The sequence below is a fragment of the Streptomyces sp. NPDC111507 genome (genome assembly GCF_055638955.1).
The window spans coordinates 516533-538978 of the sequence record NZ_JBVKBU010000002.1 but is presented as its reverse complement, the minus strand read 5'-3'; the positions used below and the strand labels follow the sequence as shown (position 1 = coordinate 538978).

Here is a 22446-nt window from a genome sequence, read left to right as displayed (position 1 = left end):
GTACCGGCGCACAGCAGCAAGGGCGGGCCCTTCGGGAATTCACTCCCGAAGGGCCCGCTTCTGGTGGAGGCAAACAGGTCCACCGCTCCGGAGGGGAGCCGAGGTCAGCGTGCCGACGGGCCGGGCCAGACGGCCGAGGCGTCGTCCCGGTGGGGGTCGGGCAGCCGGACCGGGCGGACGGGGACGGCTCGGCTGTGTCCCTCGGTGACGGCCGTCCAGGGGGCGGGGTGGCCGGAGTAGCACAGGGTCGTCAGGGCGAAGACGCCGTCGGCGTAGACCTCGACGTACTCGCCGATGGTGAGGATGCGCAGCGTGGTGGCGGGTTCGGTGAGGGTGGTCTCGCCGAGCCGGGCCCCGCCGGGGCCGGTGACCCAGAGGTTCTTGCCGTCGCAGCCGACGACGAGGGCGGGCCGGTCGCCGTCCGCGGCCTCGGTGCGCAGGGTGATCTCGACAGGCCCTGACACGCCGATGTCGCCGACCGCGTTCAGGACGGGGTGGTCGGTCTCCTCGTCGAGCCAGGTGTTCAGACCGGGCCACCACTCCAGGCGGGGTGCCGAATCCTCGGGAACGACCAGGGACTTGGGCTGGGCGAGCATCCCGCGGCAGCGTTCCCCGGTGTCGGTGAGGTCCACCCGGCGGGGCGTGGTGTGCAGCACGACGCGGGAGCCGTCGGGCGCGGCGATGACACGAGGAGCGTAGGAGCCGGTCGGGCCGAGGGGCCCGCGCCGGGTCCAGGGGCCCCGCAGACTCGGTGCGGTCCACGCCTCGAAGCCGCGCGTCTGGCCGATGGAGCCGAGCAGCAGCCAGGACCCGTCGTCGAGGCGTTCCAGGACCGGGCACTCCAACTCGTCGACGTCGCCGGGCGAGATGAGCGGCGGGTGGACCGTCCAGTGCTCCAGGTCGTCGGAAGTTGCCAGCGCCACGCAGCCGCTGACCTCCACCGGGAGGGAGGCGTCGCTGGCGCAGACGACCATGACCCAGCCGTCCGACGCGTCGTCGCGCACGACGAAGGGATCGCGCCAGCCCATGCGCTCACCGGTGCGGTACCAGCGCGGGTCGGCCTCGACGACCGGTCCGGTGCCGTGGCGTCGCCAGCCCGTGCCGTCGGTGCGGTCGGAGTGGGCGAGGCCGACGGACTGGAGCGGCCAGCCGCCCGGGGTGAGGCCGAAGACGCCGGTGTAGAACATCGCCATTCCGGCGCCGTGCCGGAAGGGGTGCATGGTCCACACCGCCTGCTGGTCGAAGCGGCCGGGCAGGCCGTTGCCGAAGGCGGTGCCCTGGGGCTGCCAGCGGACCAGGTCGGTGGAGGTGGCCCGGCCGTAGGAGGTCTCCATCCGCAGATGGTCGAACTCCGGTGTCCAGGGGCCTTGCAGGTGCAGCACCGCGTACGTGCCGTCCTCGTCGCGCAGCAGGGCGAAGTCGTTCACACAGAGGCCGGGCGGGGCGTATCGCATGCGCAGTTCCTGTCGGCTCACAGCGCCCAAACGCGTGCGCTGATCATGGATCACAACGAGATCTATTGGGAATCGGCCCAAGTAAATATGAACGCAAACGCTTGCGCAACAGCGAGGGCGGGTTTACGGTCACGTCACCCACAGATCACACCGATGTGAAACCGACGGGAGAAATGCGCTGTGACGGTCAGCATCACCGATGTCGCCCGCGCCGCCGGAGTCTCGGCGTCCACCGTGTCCCGCGCCCTGCGCGGCCAGCCGGGCGTGTCCGACGAGGTGCGGGCACAGATCACGGCCGTCGCCGGCCGGCTCGGCTACACCGCGTCGCGTTCGGCATCCAGCCTGGCCAGCGGCCGCACCTTCACCATCGGGGTCGTCGTCCCGTACGTGGGCCGCTGGTTCTTCGGCACCGTGCTGGACGCCGCCGAGAAGGTGTTCAGCGCCGCCGGGTACGACGTCCTGCTGTACAACCTGGGTTCGCCGGAGACGCGCAAGCGATTCTTCACCAAGCTGCCGGTCCGCAAGCGGGTGGACGCCGTGCTGTCGCTGCTGATCCCCGACGAGGAGGAGTCCGCCGCGCTGCGCTCGCTGGGGGTGCCGCTGGCCAGCACCGTCGGCGGTGCCCGGCCCGGGTTCACCGTGGTCGGCATCGACGACCGGGTCGGCGCGGAAAGCGCCGTACGGCACCTGGTCAACCTCGGCCACCGTCGGATCGGCATGATCGCGGGGGCCAGCGGGCCGCTGCACTGGACCACCCCCGTCGAGCGGCGGCAGGCGTATCTGGACGTCCTGGCCGAGGCCGGAATAGAGCACGACCCGGCCCTGGAGGCGGACGGCGACTACACCGTCGAGGGCGGTGAGCGGGCCATGACCGAGCTGCTGGCCGCCGCGCGCCCGCCGACCGCGGTGTTCGCGCAGTCCGACGAGATGGCGATGGGCGCGCTGCGCGCCCTGCGCCGCCACCGGCTGAAGGTGCCCGACGACGTGTCCGTCATCGGCTTCGACGACCACGAACTCGCCGACGTGGTCGGGCTGACCACCATCGCCCAGCCGGTCACCGGCCAGGGCGCCGAGGCCGCCCGGCTGCTGCTGCGGCAGCTGGACGAGCCGGTCGCCGAACCGCCGGGACATGTGCAGATGCCCATCCGCCTCGTCCTGCGCGAGACCACCGCCCCGCCGCGCCCGCGCGGACCGCAGTGACCCCCGAGCCCTTGCCCCCCGAGCCGCAAGCGCTTGAGCCGCAAGCGCTTGAGTCGCAAGGCCGTGAGCCCCGCACCCGCACGCCCCGAAAGCACTTCCGCACCTCGAAACCTCGCCACAGCACGGAGGCACAGTCCATGAGCTCGACCAACAGAAGGTTCCGCCGCACGGCCTCGACGGGGCTGGCCCTCACCCTCCCCCTGGCGGCACTGGCCGCCTGCGGCGGAGGCAGCGGCAGCGGCAATGCCTCCGCCGAGGCTGGCAGCGGCAAGGGCACCATCAGTGTCTGGGCGCACCAGGGACAGAAGAGCGAGGCCGCCGCGCTGCAGGACGCGGTGAAGTCGTTCAACTCCTCTCAGAGCAAGATCAAGGTCGAGCTGAAGCTGATTCCCGAGAGCGACTACACCAAGACCATCACCACCACCGACGCCTCCCAGCTGCCGGACGTGATGGAATTCGACGGCCCGACCATGGCGAACTTCGTCTACAACAAGAAGCTCGCCCCGATCGACTCCTACGTCTCCGCCAAGACCCTCGCCAACGCCACCGACGCGAGCAAGTCACAGGGCGAGATCGGCGGCAAGCACTACGGCCTGGGCATGTTCGACTCCGGGCTCGGCATCTACGGCAACAAGAAGCTGCTGGACGCGGCCGGGGTGAAGTACCCGACGAGCCTGTCCGACGACTGGACGGCGGCGCAGTTCACCGCCGCGCTCAAGGCGCTCAAGGCCAAGGACCCCGACGGCAAGACCCTCGACATCCAGGAGAACAACGGTCTGGCCAACGAGTGGGGCACTTACGGCTTCGCCCCGATCGTCTGGTCGGCCGGCGGTTCCCTCATCAAGGACGGCAAGGCGGAGGGTGCCCTCGACAGTCCCGCTGCGGTCTCGGCCATGAAGACCTTCCAGTCCTGGAAGACGTCCGTCGACCCCAACACGGACGGCAACGCCTTTGCCAAGGGCCGCGTCGCCCTGAGCTGGGTGGGCCACTGGATGTACCCCACCTACAGCAAGGCCCTCGGTGACGACCTCGTCGTGCTGCCGCTGCCCGACTTCGGCAACGGCCCCAAGACCGGTCAGGGCTCCTGGTCCTGGGGTATCGGCGCCGACTCGAAGAACGCCAAGGCGGCGGGAGCGTTCATGGACAACCTCCTGGACGACACCAACGTCACCGCCATGACGACGGCCAACGGGGCCGTGCCCGCCACCAAGACCGCGCTCGCCGCGAGCCCCCTCTACAAGCAGGGCGGCCCGCTCCAGCTCTTCGCCGACCAGCTCGCCAAGCCCTGCGGCGACAGTGACATCACCAAGTCCTGCGTCGCGGTCACCCGCCCGGTGACCGCCGGATACCCCGTCATCACCTCGAAGTTCAGCGGAGCCCTGAACTCGATCTACGGCGGAGCCGACCCCAAGAGCGCCCTGGCCAAGGCCGCCCGCGCCATCGACCAGGACTTCTCCGACAACGCCGGTTACAAGATCCCGTAGGACCCATCGGCAGGGGCGGGCGCGCGCAAGCGGCGTCCGCCCCCGGCCGGGAACAGGACCCACCCGTGAAATCCGACGAACCCGCGCACCCCGCGCCCCCCGACCCGGAGCAGGCCCCGCCCGTGACACCTGTGAAGCCCGCGAGGCCGGCGCGAACGGTGCGAAAGAACCGCGAGTGGGTGCACGGACTGCTGATGTCCAGCCCCGCCGTCGTCGGTCTCATCGCCTTCGTGGGCGTGCCGTTCGGCTACGCCGTCGTCCTCTCCTTCTACAACGTGCGCCTCGGCTCCCCGCTGGCGCCGTCGTTCTTCGGCCTGGAGCAGTACCGGCGCCTGTTCACCGACCCGGACCTGTCAGGCCCGTTCCTGCGGGCCCTGCTCAACAACCTGACCTTCGCCGTCGTCGTCGTACCGCTGCAGACCGGCCTCGCGCTCGCACTGGCGACCCTGCTCAACCGCAAGCTCAAGGCCATCGGCCTGTTCCGGTCCTTCTTCTTCATGCCGGTCGTCTTCCCCATGGCGCTGGTCGCCGTGATCTGGCGGCTCATCCTCAGCCGCAGCGACCAGGGCCTGCTCAACTCGACGCTGCACGCGGTGAGCTTCGGCCACTGGGGCGCCTTCGACTGGCTCGGCGACGGCGCCACCGCCATGGCCTCGATCATCGTGCTGTCCGTCTGGCAGGGCGTCGGCTTCCAGATGGTCATCCTGCTGGCCGGGCTCCAGCAGATCCCGGGCGAGCTCTACGAAGCCGCCGAACTCGACCGCGCGACCCGCTGGCAGCAGTTCCGCCACGTCACCCTGCCCGGCATCCGCGGCACCCTCGTCTTCGTCGTGATGCTCACCTCGGTGCTTTCCTTCCGCGTCTTCGACCAGGTCTACGTCCTCATCCGCGGTGGCGGACTCGACGAGGACGCCACCCGCACCGTGATGTACCAGGCCGTCACCACCGCCTTCGACCAGAACAACATCGGCCAGGCATCCGCGATCACCGTCATCTTCTTCCTGATCGTCGTCGTCCTGACCCTCGTCCAGCGCCGTGTCGTCCGGCCCGAGAACACCTGAAACGGGGCCTGACACATGACCCGCACGCGGCTGCGCCGCTTCCTCGACTACGCCGTACTCGGCGTCCTGGCGTTCATCTTCGCCCTGCCGGTTCTCTACCTGCTCATGGGCAGCCTCAAGCCCTCCGACGAAGTCCTGAACGGCCTCTCCGGCTTCCTGCCCACCCACCTGTCCTTCGACAACTACTCCGCCGTCCTGGACAGTCTCAACTCCGACAGCACCGGCTACTTCTGGCGCTTCATGGGTGTCTCGCTGCTGCTGGCCTTCGTGGTCGTCACCGGCGGCCTGTTCGTCAACTCCATGGCGGCGTACGGCCTGTCACGGCTGAAGTGGCGAGGCCGGGAAGCCGTCTTCACCCTCGTCCTGCTCCTGATGCTGGTGCCCTTCGAGTCCGTGGCCGTCCCGCTCTTCTACATGTTCAACGGCCAGCGCAACACCCTCTTCATCCAGGCGATCCCCTTCATCGCCAACGCCTTCTCGATCTACCAGTTCCACACGTTCTTCCGCTCGATCCCGCCCAGCATCGAGGAAGCCGCCCGCCTCGACGGGGCCGGCCCCTGGCGCACCTTCTTCGCCATCATCGTCCCGATGAGCAAGTCGGCCTTCGCCTCCGTCGCGATCCTGACCTTCCTCACCCAGTGGGGCTCGTTCCTGTGGCCGGTGCTGATGGTCTCGGATCCGTCGGTGCGCCCTCTCCCCCTGGAGATGAGCGTCTTCCAGGGCCAGCTGCCCCCCGACTGGGGCCAGATCCTCGCCTTCGGCGTACTCCTCGTCCTGCCCGTCCTCGTGGTCTTCGCGTTCTTCCAGCGCTGGTTCGTCCAGGGAGTCGCCAGCTCCGCGGTCAAGGGCTGAGTTCGCACCACACGGTCTTGCTGTAGCTACAGCAACGGCAGCGGTGGCAACTGCGTAGAGGTCGCGAGCGACTTCCCCGGCGTCGCCCTCTGGCGCAAGTCCAGCCACAGCAACGGTGACGGCGGGGAGTGCGTCGAAGTCGCCGACGGACTCCCGGGCCTCGTCCCCGTCCGCGACTCCAAGGTCCCCGAGGGCCCGGCCCTCGTCCTCCCCGCGTACGCCTGGGCCCCCTTCGTCGCGGCGCTCAAGGGCGACGGGCCGACTCGCTGAGCGCATGAGCGGTGACACGGCGTGGCGGTCCGTCGGAAGGAGAGCGTCCGGCGGGCCCTCCGTGTTTGTGTGGGGGGATGACCGCATCGACTGTCGAGTACATCCGCTACCGCATTCCCGAGGAGAAGTCCGCGGAGTTCCTGGCCGCCTACACGCGGGCCGCGGCCCAGCTCGCCGCGTCGCCGCATTGCGTGGACTACGAGCTGGCGCGTTGCGAGGAGGACTTCGAGCACTTCGTCCTGCGGATCACCTGGACCTCGACCGAGGACCACGTCGAGGGATTCCGGAAGTCGGAGCTGTTCCCCGCCTTCTACGCCGAGATCCAGCCCTACATCCCCTACATCGAGGAGATGCGCCACTACGCGCCGACGACGGTACGGGGCCCGGGCGCGGCGGTCCCCACTCTCTACGCCTGGGCCGGGGGCGCCGAGGCCTTCGCCCGCCTCACCGAGGCGTTCTACGCCAAGGTCGTCAAGGACGATGTCCTCGCACCGGTGTTCGAGGGCCTGGCCCCCGAACACGCGATGCATGTCGCCCTCTGGCTCGGCGAGGTCTTCGGCGGACCGCCCGCCTACTCCGAGACCCAGGGCGGCCATGACCACATGGTCGCCAAACACTTCGGCAAGAACATCACCGAGGCGCAGCGCCGCCGGTGGGTCAACCTGATCCAGGACGCGGCGGACGACGCGGGCCTGCCCACGGACGCCGAGTTCCGCTCCGCCTTCCTCGCCTACGCGGAATGGGGCACGCGCCTGGCCGTCCACTTCTCCGGCCCCGACGCAACCCCTCCGGGAGACCAGCCGGTACCGAGGTGGACGTGGGGAGCGGCCCCGCCGTACCAGCCCTGACGGCCGGGTTTCCTTGGCCACCCGCGCCGCCCGGAGGTTTTCAGGGGCGCGGGGAACCGCGCGACCAGCCCCACTGGCCCGCAGTCGAAGAACGCACCCGGGTCCGGGGCGCAGCCCCGGGAAGCGGGCCGGTGCTACGTGGGCGTGCTCGCGCCCGCGCGGGTCGCGTCCGTGCCCCAGCTGGCCAGCAGGCGCAGTGCCTCCGCCGAGGCGGACCCCGGCTCCGCGTGGTAGGTGACCAGTGACTGCTCGCTGTCGTCGGGCAGCCGGAACGACTCGTACTGGAGGGAGAGATCACCCACCAGCGGATGCCGCATCCGCTTCACCCCGTGGCTCTTCTCCTTGACGTCGTGCGTGGCCCACAGCCGCCGGAAGTCCTCGCTCTTCACGGACAGCTCCCCGACCAGGGCGGAAAGCCGCGGATCGTCGGGGTGACAGCCCGCGTCCATGCGCAGCATGCAGACGATGTCGATCGCCTTCTGCTCCCAGTCCACGTACAGGTCGCGGTACTCCGGCCTCAGGAACACCAGCCGCGCCCAGTTCCGCTCCTGCGGCGCCAGCTCCGACCAGTCACCGAACACGGCCGCCGCCATCCGGTTCCACACCAGGATGTCCGTGCGCCGCCCACCGACGTACGCGGGGACGCCGTCCATCGAGTCCAGCAGCTGCCGCAGCGCCCCCCGTACCTGCTGCGGCCGTGCCGGCTGCTTCTTCTTGTGCGCCTTGGGCTTCGCGAGGTGCGTGAGATGCGCGTGCTCGGCGTCCGTCAGCCGCAGGGCGCGGGCGATCGCGTCGAGCACCTCCGCCGACACGTTCCGTCCGTTGCCCTGTTCCAGGCGCGTGTAGTACGCCACGGACACCCCGGCCAGCTGCGCCAGCTCCTCGCGCCGCAGCCCGGGCACCCGGCGGTGCCGGCCGAAGTCGGGAAGCCCCACGTCCTCCGGCTTCAGCCGGGCCCGGCGGGTGCGCAGAAACTCGCTGAGCTCGGCACGCCGGTCCAGGGGCGGGGAGGGCTGTTCGTCCATGCGTCCAGTATTCACGGTCGTACGCCGGTGAACCTGACCCCGCCAGTAGTAGGACCAGCGGACGTACGCAAAGCCGTGACCTGGGTGAAGGCTCTCCGCTCGGGCAAGCTGTACAGCGTGCCCGACCGAAGGCAGCCGGGCACAGGACACACCACTCCTTAGGAGAACCCCCGGCATGACCACTGTTGCTGCGTACGCGGCCCCCGCCGCCAAGGCTCCGCTGGAGCGCACCACCATCGAGCGCCGCCCGGTCGGTGAGTTCGACGTCCTGATCGACATCAAGTTCGCCGGTATCTGCCACTCGGACATCCACCAGGCCCGGGAGGGCTGGGGTGAGGCGATCTTCCCGATGGTGCCGGGTCACGAGATCGCCGGCATCGTCTCCGAGGTCGGCTCCGGCGTCACCAAGTTCAAGGTCGGCGACCGCGTGGGCGTCGGCTGTCTCGTCGACTCCTGCCGCGAGTGCGACAACTGCAAGGCCGGCCTGGAGCAGTACTGCACCGGAGGCGGCGTCGGCACGTACAACGCCCTCGACAAGAACGGCGAGCCGACCTACGGCGGCTACTCCGAGAAGATCGTCGTCGACGAGAACTACACCGTCCGTATCCCCGACGGCATCTCCCTCGACGTGGCCGCGCCGCTGCTCTGCGCCGGCATCACCACGTACTCCCCGCTCAAGCACTGGAACGCCGGCCCCGGCAAGAAGGTCGCGATCCTCGGCATGGGCGGCCTCGGCCACATGGGCGTCAAGATCGCGGACGCGCTCGGTGCCGAGGTGACCGTCCTGTCGCAGTCCCTGCGCAAGAAGGACGACGGGCTGAAGCTGGGCGCCGACCACTACTACGCCACCAGCGACCCGAAGACCTTCGAGGAACTGCGCGGCACCTTCGACCTGATCCTGTCGACCGTGTCCGCCCCGCTGGACCTGGACGCCTACCTGTCCCTGCTGAGGACGGACGGCGCCTTCGTGAACGTGGGCGCCCCGGAGGAGCCCGTCAAGCTCAACCTCTTCTCCGTGATCGGCGGCCGCAAGACCCTCGCCGGTTCCGGTATCGGCGGCATCCGGGAGACCCAGGAGATGCTGGACTTCTGCGCCGAGCACGGCTTCGGCGCCGAGATCGAGCTGATCAGCGCATCCGAGATCAACGACGCCTACGAGCGGGTGCTGACGAGCGACGTCCGCTACCGCTTCGTGATCGACACCGCCACCATCTAGTCGCGGACGGAGTTCGCAGGGCGCCTACCGGTCGTACGACCGGTAGGCGCCCTCGGTGTTTCCACCGTAGGTACGGCGATCCCGTCAGCGGCGGCCCGACCTGCCCAGCAGCCACAGCAGATAGGGACCGCCCACCAGGGATGTGAGCGCCCCGACCGGGATCTCCAGCGGCGGCACCAGCGTGCGGGCCACCAGGTCGGCGCCCACCACGATCAGCGCGCCCGTCAGGGCGGAGGCGGCGAGGGGGAGTTGCGGGGTGCGGCTGAGGCGGCGGGCCAGTTGGGGCCCGGTGAGGGCGACGAAGCCGACCGGGCCCGCCGCGCCGGTCGCGACCGCGGCGAGCACCACCCCGAGCACGGTCAGACCGAGCTGGGTGCGCTGCACGCGGACGCCGAGCGCGGCGGCCGTGTCGGCGTCCAGGCCGAGCGGGCGCAGCGCGCGGCTCGCCCACACCAGGGCGGGCAGCGCGAGGAGGAGGACCCCGGCGAGGGGGCCCGCCTGCTCCCAGCCGCGCCCGTTCAGACTGCCCGTCAGCCACAGCTTGACCTGCTCGGCGGCGGCCAGTTCGCTGTCGGTGAGGTAGAGCTGGACGACGGCGGAGAGGGCGACGCCGATGCCCACCCCGGTCAGGACGAACCGGCTCGGCTGCATTCCGTGCCGCCAGGCCAGTACGTACACCAGGGCGGCGGCCGCGAGACCACCGGTGACGGCGACGGCGGGCAGCGCGCCGGGGGAGGCGACGGTTCCGGTGGCCAGCGCCAGTACGGTCGCGGCGGCGGCCCCGTGCCCGACGCCGATGACGTCCGGGCTGGCCAGCGGGTTGCGCGTGACGGTCTGTACGAGCGCCCCGGAGAGCCCGAGCGCCGCCCCGACCAGCGCGCCGAGCACGATCCGCGGGACCCGCAGCTCGCCGACGACCAGGTCGTAGGGGCCGCCGTGGCCGCGCAGCACCCGCCAGACCTCGCCCGGCGGGACATACGTCTGCCCGACGCACGCCGCGAGCAGCATCACGCCCGCGAGGAGCAGGAGAAGGACGGTGACGACGACGGCGGCGCGCCGGTGCAGGAGGAGGGAGAGGCGCCGGTGGCGGAGCACGGACAGCCCGGCCGCGTGCGGGTACGCGGTGCGGCTCGCGGTGGGCTCGGCGGGCGCCGTGGGGGCCCTGGTCACGAGGCCATGCCCTTCCGCCGTACGAGGACGACCAGGACCGGCACGCCGACCAGCGCGGTCATCACCCCGGCCGGCACTTCCGCCGGGGCGCGTACCACCCGGCCCGCCACGTCCGCGGTGAGCAGCAGGGCGGCGCCGAGCAGTGCGGAGAGGGGAAGGGTCCAGCGGTGGCCGCCCTTGACCAGTCGGCGGGCGAGGTGGGGGACGGCGAGGCCGATGAAGGCGATGGGGCCCGCGGCGGCGACCGCGGCCGCGGTGAGCACGGTCGCGCCGAGCGCCGCACAGCCCCGTACGAGCGTGACCCGGTGGCCCAGTGCCCGTGCGGTGTCGTCGCCGAGCGCGAGCGCGTCCAGGCCGCGGGCGCAGGCCAGCACGAGCAGCGCACCGGCGGCGAGGAAGGGCAGCATGCGCCCCACCGTCGCCGCGTCGCGCCCGCTGAGCGCGCCCACCTGCCAGAACCTGAACTGGTCCAGCGTGGCCGAACTCGAGGTGAGGACCACGGTCGTGGCTCCCGCCGTCATCGCCGACAGGGCCGTGCCGGCGAGCGCCAGTTTCACCGGGGAGGCGCCGCCGCGTCCGCGCGAGGCGATGGCGTACACGACGCAGGCGGCGAGGACCGCGCCGGTGAAGGCGTACCAGACGTACCCGTCGAAGCCGTTCGCCCAGCCGAGCGCGATGGCGAACACGACACCGGCCGCCGCGCCCTGGCTGAGCCCGAGGATGCCGGGGTCGGCCAGCGGATTGCGGGTGACCGCCTGGAGCGCCGCCCCCGAGAGTCCGAGGGCGGCACCGGCGGTCAGTCCGATCGCGGTCCGCGGCACCCGCAGCGACCGTACGACCAGCGCGTCCGGTGAACCGCCGCCGTGCACCAGCGCGTCGAGGACGGCGGACAGCGGGACGGGGCGGGTGCCGACGGCGAGGCTGAGGGCGGCTGCGGTGACGGCGAGGAGGAGGGCCACACCCAGCCAGGTCGCACGCCGCACGCCCGCGGGGGCGGACGTGCGGCGTGCGAGGGACGTGGGACCGGTCACTTGACGAGGGTGTCCGCGAGCTGTCGTACGACGAGCCGGGCGGCGGTGGGGCCGGCGTTGAGGTACCAGGGGTCGTCGTCGACCTTCACCGCGTGCCCGGCCTTGACCGCCTTCATCGACTTCCACAGGGGCCCGGCGAGCACGCTGCCCGCGTCGGTCTTGGAGGCGTCGCCCTGCACGGAGTAGAAGATCCAGTCCCCGTCCGCGACATCGATGCTCTCCGCCCCGATGTCCTGTGAAATCGCCTTGAACTGCTGTGACTTGGGCCGGGAGAGCCCCATGTCGACGGCGATGGAGCCGGTGAACGACGACACGCCGAACATCCGCGTCCGGTCCGGCGTGAACCGCACCATGGAGACGGCGGGATCGCCGAGCTGCCCGCCCCGTGCGGCGGCGTCGCTCACGATGCCGTTGAGCAGTTCCTGCGCCTTGTCGCCCTTGCCGACCGCGTCACCGACGAGGAGGAGATCCCGCTTCCAGTTGATGCCGTTGCCGGCCGTCACGACGGTGGGCGCGATCTTCGACAGCTTCGGGTAGAGGTCGCCGAGCGAGTCGTTGATCAGGATCAGATCGGGCTTGGCGGCGGCGAGCGTCTCCAGGTTGGGCGCGGTGCGGGTGCCCGCGTCGGTCATGGCCGACAACTGCTTCTTGTACGCGGGGAAGGCGTCGTTCAGATAGTCCGGCGCCAGCCCGGCGTTGTCCGCGCGGGTCGTCACGGTCGGCACGATGCCCAGGGTCAGCAGGTCGTCCAGCTGTCCGGTGCTGAGCGCGGCGATCTTCCCGGGCGCGCTCTTGATCTCCGTCTTGCCCTCGAAGTGTCCGACGGTCCGAGGGAATTCGCCGTCCTTGGCGCCGCCCGCGCCCATCCCGGCGGCGACTGCGCTGGGGGCGGCGGAGGGGCCCTCGGAGGCCCCGCTCACGAGATTGCGGTCGCCGCTGGAGGTGTTCTTGCTCTTCGAGGAGTCGTTGTCCCCGTCCCCGCTCCCGGACGAACATCCGGCCAGCAGACCGCCGACGATGGCCACGGCCAGGACGGCCTTCGACCCCAAGGTGCGCACGAGTACTCCGTTCAATGAATAAGGCAAGCCTAACCTTAGTCCCTGTTTCGGGGTGCCTTCGGGGTGCCTTCGGGGTGACGAGGTCTGCGCCGATGGGGGACACGCCGTGCCGGGTTCGAGGACATATCAGCGTAAAACGTGTGTTATTCATTCATGCACACACCTACGCGGCGCACCCTGCTCGGTGCCTCGATCGCGGCCGCCGGCTCGGGACTCCTGGCCGGCTGCTCCGGGTCCGACTCCTCCTCCGAACCCGGCTCGCACCCCGGGCCGGGCGAGCACCAGGGGAGCGGAGTCGGTCACGGCGGCAGGCCTTTCATTCCCAGGGGACCCAAGGGGTACGTGAATCCGTCCGATCCCGAGGTCCTCGCCGTCGAGAGGAAACGTGGTTCCGGCCCCGTCCGCTCGTTCCACCTCACGGCCGCCGAGACCACCCTCGACCTGGGCGGACGGACCGTCAGATCATGGGCGTACGGCGACTCGCTGCCCGGCAGGGAGGTGCGGATCAAGTCGGGCGACATCCTCGATCTCAACCTGGCCAACCATCTGCCCGTGTCCACGACGCTGCACTCGCACGGTGTCCGTATGCGCTGCGACATGGACGGAGTGCCCGGCCTGACCCAGCACCCCATCAAGCCCGGCGACGACTTCAACTACCGCTTCGCCGTGACGCACCCGGGCACGTACTGGCTGCACTCGCACTCGGGGCTGCAACTCGACCGCGGCCTGTACGCCCCGCTGATCGTCGAGGACCCCAGGGAGCCGTTGTCCTACGACAAGGAGTGGGTCGTCGTCCTGGACGACTGGGTGGACGGCGTGGCCGGCTCCACCCCCGACGGTGTGCTCGCACAGCTGCTCGACGGCAAGGGCATGGCGACGGGCATGGGCATGGGTGAGGACGACGAACCCGGGGGCAAGGCTCATGACAAGGCCGCCCACGAGAAGCCCCATGGCCCCTCCCGCGTCCTGCGGAACTCCCACAGCCGCATCCTGCACAGCGAGGGAGGCAGCGTCGACTACCCGTTCTACCTGGTCAACGGCCGTCTCGCGAAGGCCCCTTCGGTCTTCCGGGCCCGCAAGGGGGACCGCATCCGGCTGCGGATCATCAACGCCGGCGCCGAAACCGCCTTCCGGGTGGCGCTGGGCGGCCACGAGATGACGATCACGCACACGGACGGCTACCCCGTCGAGCACACGAGGACGGACGCGTTGCTGCTCGGCATGGCCGAACGCTACGACGTGTTGATCACCGCCAAGGACGGGGTGTTCCCGCTGGTCGCGCTCGCCGAGGGCAAGAACGCCAGGGCCCTGGCCGTCCTGCGCACCGGCAGTGGGGACAATCCTCACCCCTCCGTGCACCCGGACGAACTCGACGGCAAACTCGTCCCGGCCAGACGCCTGGTGCCGGACGACTCCGTGGCCCTCACTGACGACGAACCGGACCGCGAGCTGCGCATCAGGCTGACCGGCGGGATGAAGAAGTTCGACTGGGCCTTCGACCACAAGCCGTACTCCGTCGAGCAACGCCACCCGATCAGCTACGGCGAACGGATCCGGCTGACCCTCATGAACGCCACCGACATGTGGCATCCCATGCACCTGCACGGCCACACCTTCGCCCTCGGCGGCTTCGGCGCGGTCGGCGCCCGCAAGGACACCGCCCACGTGGTGCCACACCACAAACTCGTCGTCGACTTCTACGCCGACAACCCGGGCCTGTGGATGCTCCACTGCCACAACCAGTACCACTCGGAGTCCGGCATGATGACGATCCTCGGCTATCGGAAGTGAGGCACCAGCCGCCGACGCGTTGTCACCTGATCATGCGAAACCCCGCTGATGGAAGGAGACGCGGTGGCCGAACGGGCCGCCGAAGTCGGTCGGCGCGTCGAAGCGTTCGGCGAGGACCAGGGCGAGGTGCCCGAGCGGCAGGTGGCTCCCCCGCCCCGAGCCGCGGGCAGGCCCGCCCACCGCATCCTCCGTGCATCAGCCGCGGCGCTGCCACCAGCGGCGCTTCGGTCCGGGTGTCGGAGGAAGCGGTTCGGCCGGCTCATGGGCTGCCGCGGTGTCCGGGGCGACGGCGGCACCTCGCGCTCGAGAGCGTAGCTTGGGACGGCCGGGACGACCGGGGCGTTGTTCCGGGCTGACACTCCGGGGGAGAGCGGATGAACGGCTGGGGCCGGCGCAGGGAAAGAGTCCGGGCAGGCCGTCCGGCGGTCATGGTCGTCGTTCTCGTGGCCGCGGGCATCGGACTGACCTGGTTCGCCGGAACGCATTTCGCCTACGCCACGGGCCTGGCCGGCACCCCGGGGCATCTCAGGATCGAAGCATGCGCCTGGGAACACGTCGGGGGCCACCGGTATCCGCACTGCAGTGGCATCTTCCGCTCCTCCGACGGCACCGTCGTCGACCCGAACGCCTCGATCGGCAAGAACCTGCCCGTCGGCGACACGGTCGCGTTGCAGCGGGTGGCCTCCGGCGGATACGAGCAGACGGGCACCGCGTCCACGTTCGGGTGGCTGGCGATCTCCCTGCTCGGCCTGATGGTGCTGCTGCTGGGGATCCTGGTCGTCTGCGGCAAGGGCGGTGCGCGTCGAGTACCGCGCGGGCTGCTGGTGCTGCTCGGTGCGCTGGGCGCCTTGATGCTGCTCAGCGCGTTCATCGGCGGAGTGGCGGGGATGACCGGGGTGTTCTGAGGCCCGCCCACCTCGTGCGGCGGGCGTGCGGACGACGTGCGCCGGGGATAGGCTTTTGACCGCAAGGTCAGGTTCTCCGGGCGGTTTTGCAGACGCCGAGACCTCATTCGCGATGATCGACTCTTCCTGCGGAGACCTGCCGACTCCTTTCTTCGACGAAGGCGTGCCTCGCGTCTTCGACGAAGGCGTGCCTCGCGCTTCGGGCGCCGTAGGAGTGCTGCCTCAGGACCCGCGGCTTCGCGGTCCCCGCAAGGGAGGTCGGGATGAGAGTTGTCGTTGATCTTTCCCGGTGCCAGGGGTACGCGCAGTGCGCGTTCCTGGCACCGGACGCGTTCCGGATGCACGGCGAGGAAGCGCTGATGTACGCCTCGAACCCCGACGACGCCCAGCGCCAACAGGTGTTGCGCGCCGCGGCGGCCTGCCCCGTCCAGGCCATTCTGGTCGACCGGCTGGAGGGCCGGGACGCGCCGGTGGGGACGTCGCCGTCATGAGCACCGCCGACACCCTGCAGGGGTTCAAGCGCGACGGCCGCGTCGTGATCGTCGGGGCGTCACTGGCGGGACTGCGCGCCGCGGAGGCCCTGCGCGACGAGGGGTTCACCGGGAAGCTGACCATGATCGGTGACGAGTTGGGGGAGCCCTACGACCGCCCCCCGCTGTCCAAGCAGGTACTGACCGGATGGGTGCCGGCCGACGGCACCACCCTGCCACGGCGTCGTGACATCGACGCGGAGTGGCTCCTGGGCGTCCCCGCCGACGGACTGGACCTGGCGAACAACCACGTGCGGCTCGCCGACGGCCGCACGGTCCCCTTCGACCGCATGCTGATCTCCACCGGCGTACGGGCCCGGCCCTGGCCCGTCGAGGCCGAGGCGGCCCTGGACGGTGTCTTCGTGGTCCGCACGCGCGAGGACGCCGCAGGCCTGCAGCGGGCGGTCGCCGCCGGGCCCTCCCGCGTACTGATCATCGGCGCGGGCTTCACCGGCTCCGAGATCGCCTCCGTCTGCCGCGAGCGCGACATCCCGGTGACCGTCGCCGAGCTCGCGCCGGCCCCGCTGGTCGGGGGACTCGGCGCGATGATCGGCGAGGTCGCCGCGGAGATGCAGCGCGCGCACGGCGTCGACCTGCGCTGCGGTGTCCGAGTCACCCAGCTGGAGGGCGACGCGCAGGGGCGGTTGCGCCGCGCCCACTTCGACGACGGCAGCACGGTCGACGCCGACGTGGCGGTGGTGGCGCTCGGGGGCATCCGCAACACCGAGTGGCTGCGGGACTCGGGACTGGCGGTGGGCATATGGGGAGTCGCCTGTGACGCGGGCTGCCGCGCCTTCGACCTCAACGGCCTGGTCACCGACGACATCTTCGTCGCCGGAGACGTGGCACGCAGCCCGAACCCCGTCTACGAGTACCGGTTCATCTCGCTCGAACACTGGGCCAACGCCGTGGAGCAGGCGGAGATCGCCGCGCACAACATGGTCAGCGCCCAGGCGGACCGCTGGCCGCACCTGACCATCCCGACGTTCTGGTCCATCCAGTTCGGCGTCAACATCAAGTCCGTCGGTGTGCCGACCTACGCCGACGAGGTCGTCGTCACCCAGGGATCCGTGCCCGACCACCGCTTCGTCGCCACCTACGGGTACCAGGGCCGCGTCACGGCGGCCGTCAGCTTCAACAACGCGAAGTGGCTGGACCACTACCGGCGGCTGATCGAGACGGCCGCGCCCTTCCCGCCCCCCTGCCCCACGCCCGACCAGCCCGTCGACGCGAAGCCGGTGCCCGTCGACTTCCCGGGCCCCACTCTGCTCGGTCAGGGCGCCACCGTGGTCGTCACCGGCCATGACCCGGGCGAGCGGCGCGTCACCGCCATGCGGCAGCACCGCTAGGAGGGAAGCGACAGCACCGCTGGGAGGACCAGGAGGGAAAGCGACATGACCACGACCGAGACGCCCGACATCCTGCCCCGGATCCTCGACTACGCGAACCGGGCGGACCCGTACCCGCTCTACGCCGAGCTGCGCAGGACGCCGGTGGCCCTGCAGGAGGACGGCAGTTACGTCATCAGCACCTACCGCGAACTCAGCGGCATCCTGCACGACCCGCACCTGAGCTCCGACGTCCGCAACCTGGCGCATCCGATGCCCGCGATGCAGGAACGTGGCACGCCGGCGTTCATCAACCTCGACCCGCCCGAGCACGACCGTCTGCGGCGCCTGGCGATGCGTCACTTCGGGCCCCCGCACACCCCGGGCCTCGTGACCGGCATGGAACCGGACCTGACGGCCATTGTCGCCGGTCTGATCGACGACTTCGCGGGCAAGGAGCGGATCGACATCGTCGACGACTTCGCCTACCCGTTCCCTGTCACCGTGATCTGCCACCTGCTCGGTGTGCCGCGCGAGGACGAACCGCGATTCCACGTGTGGGTGAACGCCATCATCGACTCGATCGACTACAACCCCAAGACCGACCCGCAGGAGAAACTGGACAACGGCATACAGGCCACCAAAGACCTGCGCCACTACCTCGGCGGACTGCTGGAACAACGCCACGGCCACCCCGGCGACGACCTTCTGACACGGCTGGCCAACGACGACGGGCCCGACGGGCGGATGACCGACGCCGAGATCGTCAGCACCGCCAACCTGCTGCTCATCGCGGGCCACGAGACCACCGTCAACCTCATCACCAACGGCATGCTGACGCTGCTGCGCCGCCCTGACGTGCTGCAACGGCTGCGCGCCGAACCGGACCTGGTCGTACCGCTGGTCGAGGAACTGCTGCGCTACGAGCCCCCCGTGCACATCATTCCGTGGCGGGCGGCGTACAGCGACATCTCCGTCGGCGACACCGTCATCCCCAAGGGCTCGAAGGTCATGCTCATGCTCGCCTCGGGCAGCCGCGACCCCGACCGCTTCCACGATCCCGACCGCTTCGACCCCGATCGCCAGGACAACCAGCACCTGGGTTTCGGCAGCGGCATCCACCTGTGCTTCGGCGGCCCGATGGCCCGACTGGAAACCCAGATCGCCCTGACCGCACTGGTACGCCGCCTGGCCGACCCCACCCTGGTGACCGACCCACCTCCGTACCGCCCCAGCCCCGTCCTGCGAGGCCCCATCCACCTGCTCGTCGACCAGAACTGACACCGCGTTCGAGCACCGACACCGCGCCCGAGCCCGGCAGGTGGCCGCTCGTGTCGCCCCTCATCGGTCCTGCGACCGTCCGTTAGGCTCGCGTCGTCCCACAGGTCCCGATCTTCACGGAGGGCAGCACGGCGGGGATCAATCGAGAGCGCCTCGTCAGCACGCTGACCTTCTGGCTGCGTCCCGCCTTCGCCTTGCGGGTCATCAACCGGTTTCAGAAGATCGTGGGTTTCGACCGCTCGATGGCCCTGGCGTCCAGCGCCCTGACGGCATTGATCCCGCTCTCCATCCTCCTCGGCGCCGTCCTCGGCAACCTCGTGCACTACGACGCCGCCGAGCGGATCATCAAGCGCTACCACCTCACCGGAGCGGGCGCCACGGCAGTCAACTCCCTCTTCTCTCCCGCCGAAGGCACCAGCGCGAGCGTGGGCATCTTCGGGGTCGTGTTCCTGACGATCTCGGTGCTGAGTTTCGCGCGCGCCATGCAGCGGCTCTTCGAACAGGCATGGGAACTCAAGCCTCTCAGCGTGCGCAACACACGCAACGGCCTGTGGTGGATCCTCACTCTCGGCGGCTACGGGGTGCTCACCGCGACACTCTCCGCGCTCCTCGGCGGGGGCGCGCTGGGTCTGGCCGCCTCCGTGTGCCAGGTACCGGTGACCGCCGCGTTCCTCGTCTGGAGCGGCCGGATCCTGTCGGCGAAGCGGATCAGCCGGCCGGACCTGCTCCCCTTCGGCATCACCGCCGCCGTTCTGACGGTGGCCTATTCGGTGGGCGCGACCCTCTACATGCCGCGCCTCTTCAACTCCTCCGCCGCACGCTACGGGGTGGTCGGCGCCGTCTTCGCGATGCTCTCCGCCCTCTTCGCTGCCATGCTCGTCCTGGTCGCGTCGGCGGCACTGGGACGAGAAGTACGAGACGAGCTCAGCCGGATCCGCCAGGGCCACCGCCCTTCCGACCACGAGGTCCACCGACAGTGGGACAGCGTGGTCGAGCAGACCCGGTCACGGTGGCGGACGGCACGCGAACAGGTTTCCCACCATCAGAACAAAGACCCGCACCACTGAGTGGGCGGGACCTTGCGGCCGACACTTCCCTTTGCGGGGCCCGGCGGGCGGACAGGGCTCGGACCAAGGACTTCTGGTGCGAGGAGAAGACGGTGCCCGATCGACATGGGCCGTCATCCGTCGCGGAGGCTCCCACCGTGGGGACACGCGGCGCGGCTGGTATTCAGGCGACCGAGCTGTCGCGGGACGTCGGCGTGCACCTGCTCGCCAACTCGCTCGCCACCGTCTTCGGCCTGGGCGCGCTGATCGCTTTGCTGGGGCCGGTCTCCGGCGCGCGCTGCAACTCGACGACCCCGCCGGGCAGGGGGTTGATGCGGTCCGCCCCATCCGAGATGAGATCGATCAGCGGATCCGCAGCCTGGTGACCGACCTGGTCGGCTGACGGCCCCTGAGCAACGGGTAGGCATGGCTGAGCCCCCTCGCCGGTCGCGAGGGGGCTCGGGCCGTGCTCGGTCAGCAGACCGCGGGCGGGACGCTCTGCTCGTACTGGAAGACGTTGTCGGGGTCGTACTTCGCCTTGATCTTGCGGAGCCGGTCGAATTTGTTCCTCCAGTAGGCGGTTTCCCAGTCCTGCTGCGCGATGTTCGGCACGTTGACGTAGGCGCCGTCCACGTAGGTCCGCAGGGCCTGGCTGAACTCGGCGATCCAGGCCTGGCACTGCGAGGTGAGCGGGTCGCAGACGCCCGGCTGGTCGCTGCGCTTACCCCAGCCGACGCCGGGTTCGGCGTAGAAGAGCGCGTCGCGGTGCGGGAACGCGGTGCCGCCGCGCGGGCTCTTCCTGACGTTCCCGCCGAAAGCCTGGACGAAGTAGTTGCTGTCATCCGTCGGGGCGGTTTTGACGAACGACTCGACGATGTCGATCGCGTCGCCCGGGAACGGCTTTCTGGTGAACTGCGAGTGGAACTTCCAGTTCGCCGGTTCCTGCTCGATCGGAACCTGGAATCCCGCGTACACGTCGCCCCAGTTGCCGACCTGCGTGGTGACGGTCGGGCTGTCGATCGACAGGATCGGGGCCAGCAGCTTCTTCGTCTCGTCCGGCGTTCCTTCGGGGAGAACCCCGAACAGGAAGATCTGGTTTCTGTGGATCTCGAGCTGGGTTCCGAGGCGGGCGTCGGTGGTCGGCGCCGTACGCTGATATGCCTCGAAGATGGCGCGGAGGTTGTCGATGTCTGGCCACGTCGCCTGGAGATAGGCGACGCTCTTCAGCGGAGCCACTTTGTAGGTCAGTGACGTGACGATGCCGTAGTTGCCGTTCCCCGCGCCGCGGAGCGCCCAGAGCAGGTCCGAGTTGTTGTGCAGGTCCGCCTTGATCGTCTTGGCGCACTCCTTACCCGACGGGACGACGATCTCGGCCTCCACCAGGCTGTCGCAGGCCATGCCGAGCCAGCGGGTGAGGAAGCCGAATCCGCCGCCGAGCGTCGCACCGGAAAGGCCTACGCTGCCCTCCGATCCGGTGGTCACCGCGAAGTTCTGCTTCGCGAGCGTGGTCACCGCTTCCTCCTGGTTGAGCCCGGCGCCGACCGTCGCGATACGCGACTTGGCGTCGATGTGGACCGACTTCAGCTCGCTGATGTCGATCACGAGGCCGTTGTCCACGTTCGACCAGCCCTCGAGGGCGTGGCGGCCGCTCCGCACCCGCACCGCCACGTCGTTCTGCCGCGCCCACGTCAGCGCGTTGACCACGTCCTGGGTGTTCTGGGCGAAGACGATGATCAGCGGATAGTGGGAGAAGAGTTGGTCCCAGCCGAGGCGCGCGTCCGTGTATCCCGGGTCCTCGGGGCGGACGATCCGGCCGGTCAGCTTCGCCGGCTTGCACTCCGCCCCATACAGATCGCCTTCGGACGCCCCGGTCACGGCGCCGGCAGCGGCTGCCGCGGTGCCCGCGGCGCCCGACACGACGACCGCACCGGCACCGGCGACCGCTGTCGCCTTGAGCAGTCCGCGACGGGAAAAGTCATTCATGGTCCGTGTCCTCGAACACCAAAAAGCGCGAATCGGTTTTTTGGGAATGCTTTAGGCGAAATGGACGGTAGCAACGTCGATCGCGGTGATCCGTCTCGACGCGCTCGCAACCACCACCAGGACGCCTGATGCCGCAGCTCCCCGCCTCGCACGCCGGCTTCGCCCAGACGAACCGTCGGCGCAGCGGCAAACCGGGGCGGCGCTTTGTGGCGCGCGGAGGTCTGACGGACGAGACCCCGCTCCGGTCGGGGCGGTCATGCGGCTGCGCGGGTGACCCCTTGTGTCATCGCGTTACCGCGATGTCTCCCCTCGGGAATCGGTGCTCTCGTACAGCCGTCATTCCACACTCTCGACGCCTTGAAAGATAAACACCATTATCGCGCCACAAGGAGGAGAAAATATGCTTACGAGGGTTCTCGCCGCCGTCACCATCGCCGGTGTCCTCGCGGGACCACTACTCACACAGTCGTCGGCGTACGCCGCCGAGAGGTCCGACCATTCAACATGGGTCACGTCCAAGAGTGCCCACTCCGCGGACGAGTGCGCGGACTCCTCGGGGTTCGCGCTGGTGGTCGATCTCTATCTCAAGGACGCCGTGGCGGCGCGCGCGTACGACAAGCTCGTGGCGCGGACGGTCCCCAAAATTCACGCCAACGAACCCAACACCTTGGTATACACGGAGAATCAGCCCGTCGGCGGCGGAATCAATCGAGTCCAATACGAACTCTACCGCGACAAGGCGGCATACACCTTCCATAGCAACGCGCCCTACGTGCAGAAATACGTAGCGGAGCGGGAGAAATACATTGTCGGATACAAGGTGACAAAATACTGCCTTGTCGGCGGATTCAGCAGGGGATCCAGCGATACCCATCCCGACTGATATTCCAGCTGTTGATCGTTATACGTAGCC

20 protein-coding genes and 2 pseudogenes are annotated in these 22446 nt (G+C 69.7%); 15 read left to right on the top strand and 7 right to left on the bottom strand.

Features of this window, described 5'->3' with window-relative positions; genetic code table 11:
* Positions 1-104: 104 nt before the first annotated feature.
* Complete coding sequence (locus ACZ7M2_RS09930; protein ID WP_471594838.1) at positions 105-1454, bottom strand: glycoside hydrolase family protein; 1350 nt, start codon at positions 1452-1454, stop codon at positions 105-107.
* Positions 1455-1634: 180 nt separating this feature from the next.
* Here ACZ7M2_RS09930 and ACZ7M2_RS09925 point away from each other — a divergent pair, with 180 nt between their 5' ends.
* The 6 genes and pseudogenes from ACZ7M2_RS09925 (at position 1635) to ACZ7M2_RS09900 (ending at position 7169) form a co-directional block, all read left to right on the top strand.
* A complete protein-coding gene (locus ACZ7M2_RS09925) occupies positions 1635-2654 on the top strand; it encodes a LacI family DNA-binding transcriptional regulator (RefSeq protein ID WP_471594837.1) in 1020 nt (339 codons plus the stop codon).
* Between the two features lie 137 nt (positions 2655-2791).
* Complete coding sequence (locus tag ACZ7M2_RS09920) at positions 2792-4138, top strand: ABC transporter substrate-binding protein (protein WP_471594836.1); 1347 nt, start codon at positions 2792-2794, stop codon at positions 4136-4138.
* A 65-nt stretch (positions 4139-4203) separates the two neighbouring features.
* Positions 4204-5199: a carbohydrate ABC transporter permease gene (locus ACZ7M2_RS09915; RefSeq protein ID WP_471594835.1), complete on the top strand. Its 996-nt coding sequence runs from the start codon at positions 4204-4206 to the stop codon at positions 5197-5199.
* 15 nt (positions 5200-5214) lie between these two features.
* The gene (locus ACZ7M2_RS09910) at positions 5215-6051 is read left to right on the top strand and encodes a carbohydrate ABC transporter permease (RefSeq protein WP_471594834.1); all 837 of its coding nucleotides are present in this window, start codon (positions 5215-5217) and stop codon (positions 6049-6051) included.
* Positions 6052-6075: 24 nt separating this feature from the next.
* Positions 6076-6321: pseudogene (locus ACZ7M2_RS09905) on the top strand (DUF397 domain-containing protein); the annotation flags it as partial.
* A 77-nt stretch (positions 6322-6398) separates the two neighbouring features.
* On the top strand, positions 6399-7169 hold the full coding sequence (locus tag ACZ7M2_RS09900; RefSeq protein ID WP_471594833.1) for a globin domain-containing protein: 771 nt from the start codon (positions 6399-6401) through the stop codon (positions 7167-7169).
* Between the two features lie 134 nt (positions 7170-7303).
* Here the strand turns inward: ACZ7M2_RS09900 and ACZ7M2_RS09895 are convergent, their stop codons facing one another.
* Positions 7304-8194 carry a helix-turn-helix domain-containing protein gene (locus tag ACZ7M2_RS09895; RefSeq protein ID WP_471594832.1) on the bottom strand — a complete coding sequence of 297 codons (891 nt, stop codon included), beginning with the start codon at positions 8192-8194 and terminating at the stop codon, positions 7304-7306.
* 175 nt (positions 8195-8369) lie between these two features.
* On the opposite strand from ACZ7M2_RS09895, the gene ACZ7M2_RS09890 reads away from it, so the two are divergent.
* On the top strand, positions 8370-9410 hold the full coding sequence (locus tag ACZ7M2_RS09890) for an NAD(P)-dependent alcohol dehydrogenase (RefSeq protein ID WP_470052389.1): 1041 nt from the start codon (positions 8370-8372) through the stop codon (positions 9408-9410).
* A gap of 84 nt (positions 9411-9494) precedes the next feature.
* On the opposite strand, the gene ACZ7M2_RS09885 is transcribed toward ACZ7M2_RS09890, so the two are convergent.
* Genes ACZ7M2_RS09885 through ACZ7M2_RS09875 form a run of 3 tightly spaced genes read right to left on the bottom strand, consistent with a single transcriptional unit; the run spans position 9495 to position 12669 of the window.
* On the bottom strand, positions 9495-10580 hold the full coding sequence (locus ACZ7M2_RS09885) for a FecCD family ABC transporter permease (protein WP_471594831.1): 1086 nt from the start codon (positions 10578-10580) through the stop codon (positions 9495-9497).
* Positions 10577-11563 (bottom strand): FecCD family ABC transporter permease, encoded by a 987-nt coding sequence (locus tag ACZ7M2_RS09880; protein ID WP_471595214.1) that lies wholly within the window; start codon positions 11561-11563, stop codon positions 10577-10579. The genes ACZ7M2_RS09885 and ACZ7M2_RS09880 overlap by 4 nt, the downstream gene beginning before the upstream one ends.
* A 44-nt stretch (positions 11564-11607) precedes the next feature.
* Positions 11608-12669, bottom strand: coding sequence for an iron-siderophore ABC transporter substrate-binding protein (locus tag ACZ7M2_RS09875; protein ID WP_471594830.1), 1062 nt, complete (start codon positions 12667-12669; stop codon positions 11608-11610).
* Positions 12670-12822: 153 nt separating this feature from the next.
* On the opposite strand from ACZ7M2_RS09875, the gene ACZ7M2_RS09870 reads away from it, so the two are divergent.
* Positions 12823-14460: a multicopper oxidase family protein gene (locus tag ACZ7M2_RS09870; protein WP_471594829.1), complete on the top strand. Its 1638-nt coding sequence runs from the start codon at positions 12823-12825 to the stop codon at positions 14458-14460.
* 30 nt (positions 14461-14490) lie between these two features.
* Here the strand turns inward: ACZ7M2_RS09870 and ACZ7M2_RS09865 are convergent, their stop codons facing one another.
* Complete coding sequence (locus ACZ7M2_RS09865; protein WP_471594828.1) at positions 14491-14640, bottom strand: hypothetical protein; 150 nt, start codon at positions 14638-14640, stop codon at positions 14491-14493.
* 194 nt (positions 14641-14834) lie between these two features.
* Here ACZ7M2_RS09865 and ACZ7M2_RS09860 point away from each other — a divergent pair, with 194 nt between their 5' ends.
* From ACZ7M2_RS09860 to ACZ7M2_RS09835, 6 genes and pseudogenes are all read left to right on the top strand, one after another.
* Positions 14835-15365 (top strand): hypothetical protein, encoded by a 531-nt coding sequence (locus tag ACZ7M2_RS09860; RefSeq protein ID WP_471594827.1) that lies wholly within the window; start codon positions 14835-14837, stop codon positions 15363-15365.
* Between the two features lie 263 nt (positions 15366-15628).
* On the top strand, positions 15629-15856 hold the full coding sequence (locus tag ACZ7M2_RS09855) for a ferredoxin (RefSeq protein ID WP_352049790.1): 228 nt from the start codon (positions 15629-15631) through the stop codon (positions 15854-15856).
* Positions 15853-17244, top strand: coding sequence for an NAD(P)/FAD-dependent oxidoreductase (locus tag ACZ7M2_RS09850; protein ID WP_403696649.1), 1392 nt, complete (start codon positions 15853-15855; stop codon positions 17242-17244). The genes ACZ7M2_RS09855 and ACZ7M2_RS09850 overlap by 4 nt, the downstream gene beginning before the upstream one ends.
* 45 nt (positions 17245-17289) lie before the next feature.
* Positions 17290-18504: a cytochrome P450 gene (locus ACZ7M2_RS09845; RefSeq protein ID WP_471594826.1), complete on the top strand. Its 1215-nt coding sequence runs from the start codon at positions 17290-17292 to the stop codon at positions 18502-18504.
* Between the two features lie 224 nt (positions 18505-18728).
* The gene (locus ACZ7M2_RS09840; protein ID WP_471594825.1) at positions 18729-19571 is read left to right on the top strand and encodes a YhjD/YihY/BrkB family envelope integrity protein; all 843 of its coding nucleotides are present in this window, start codon (positions 18729-18731) and stop codon (positions 19569-19571) included.
* 280 nt (positions 19572-19851) lie between these two features.
* Positions 19852-19953, top strand: a pseudogene (locus ACZ7M2_RS09835) (phosphotyrosine protein phosphatase); the annotation flags it as partial.
* A gap of 71 nt (positions 19954-20024) precedes the next feature.
* On the opposite strand, the gene ACZ7M2_RS09830 reads toward ACZ7M2_RS09835, so the two are convergent.
* Positions 20025-21533, bottom strand: a complete 1509-nt coding sequence (locus tag ACZ7M2_RS09830; RefSeq protein WP_471594824.1) for an FAD-binding oxidoreductase — start codon at positions 21531-21533, stop codon at positions 20025-20027.
* A gap of 400 nt (positions 21534-21933) precedes the next feature.
* On the opposite strand from ACZ7M2_RS09830, the gene ACZ7M2_RS09825 reads away from it, so the two are divergent.
* A complete protein-coding gene (locus tag ACZ7M2_RS09825) occupies positions 21934-22416 on the top strand; it encodes a hypothetical protein (RefSeq protein WP_471594823.1) in 483 nt (160 codons plus the stop codon).
* The last annotated feature ends 30 nt before the right edge of the window (positions 22417-22446 follow it).

Bases quoted from the DNA above. Each gene is read 5' to 3' on its own strand.
- ACZ7M2_RS09930 (WP_471594838.1), bottom strand. From the start codon at position 1,454: ATGCGATACGCCCCGCCCGGCCTCTGTGTGAACGACTTCGCCCTGCTG.
- ACZ7M2_RS09920 (WP_471594836.1), top strand. From the start codon at position 2,792: ATGAGCTCGACCAACAGAAGGTTCCGCCGCACGGCCTCGACGGGGCTG.
- ACZ7M2_RS09910 (WP_471594834.1), top strand. From the start codon at position 5,215: ATGACCCGCACGCGGCTGCGCCGCTTCCTCGACTACGCCGTACTCGGC.
- ACZ7M2_RS09900 (WP_471594833.1), top strand. From the start codon at position 6,399: ATGACCGCATCGACTGTCGAGTACATCCGCTACCGCATTCCCGAGGAG.
- ACZ7M2_RS09895 (WP_471594832.1), bottom strand. From the start codon at position 8,194: ATGGACGAACAGCCCTCCCCGCCCCTGGACCGGCGTGCCGAGCTCAGC.
- ACZ7M2_RS09890 (WP_470052389.1), top strand. From the start codon at position 8,370: ATGACCACTGTTGCTGCGTACGCGGCCCCCGCCGCCAAGGCTCCGCTG.
- ACZ7M2_RS09870 (WP_471594829.1), top strand. From the start codon at position 12,823: ATGCACACACCTACGCGGCGCACCCTGCTCGGTGCCTCGATCGCGGCC.
- ACZ7M2_RS09860 (WP_471594827.1), top strand. From the start codon at position 14,835: ATGAACGGCTGGGGCCGGCGCAGGGAAAGAGTCCGGGCAGGCCGTCCG.
- ACZ7M2_RS09855 (WP_352049790.1), top strand. From the start codon at position 15,629: ATGAGAGTTGTCGTTGATCTTTCCCGGTGCCAGGGGTACGCGCAGTGC.
- ACZ7M2_RS09850 (WP_403696649.1), top strand. From the start codon at position 15,853: ATGAGCACCGCCGACACCCTGCAGGGGTTCAAGCGCGACGGCCGCGTC.
- ACZ7M2_RS09845 (WP_471594826.1), top strand. From the start codon at position 17,290: ATGACCACGACCGAGACGCCCGACATCCTGCCCCGGATCCTCGACTAC.
- ACZ7M2_RS09830 (WP_471594824.1), bottom strand. From the start codon at position 21,533: ATGAATGACTTTTCCCGTCGCGGACTGCTCAAGGCGACAGCGGTCGCC.
- ACZ7M2_RS09825 (WP_471594823.1), top strand. From the start codon at position 21,934: ATGCTTACGAGGGTTCTCGCCGCCGTCACCATCGCCGGTGTCCTCGCG.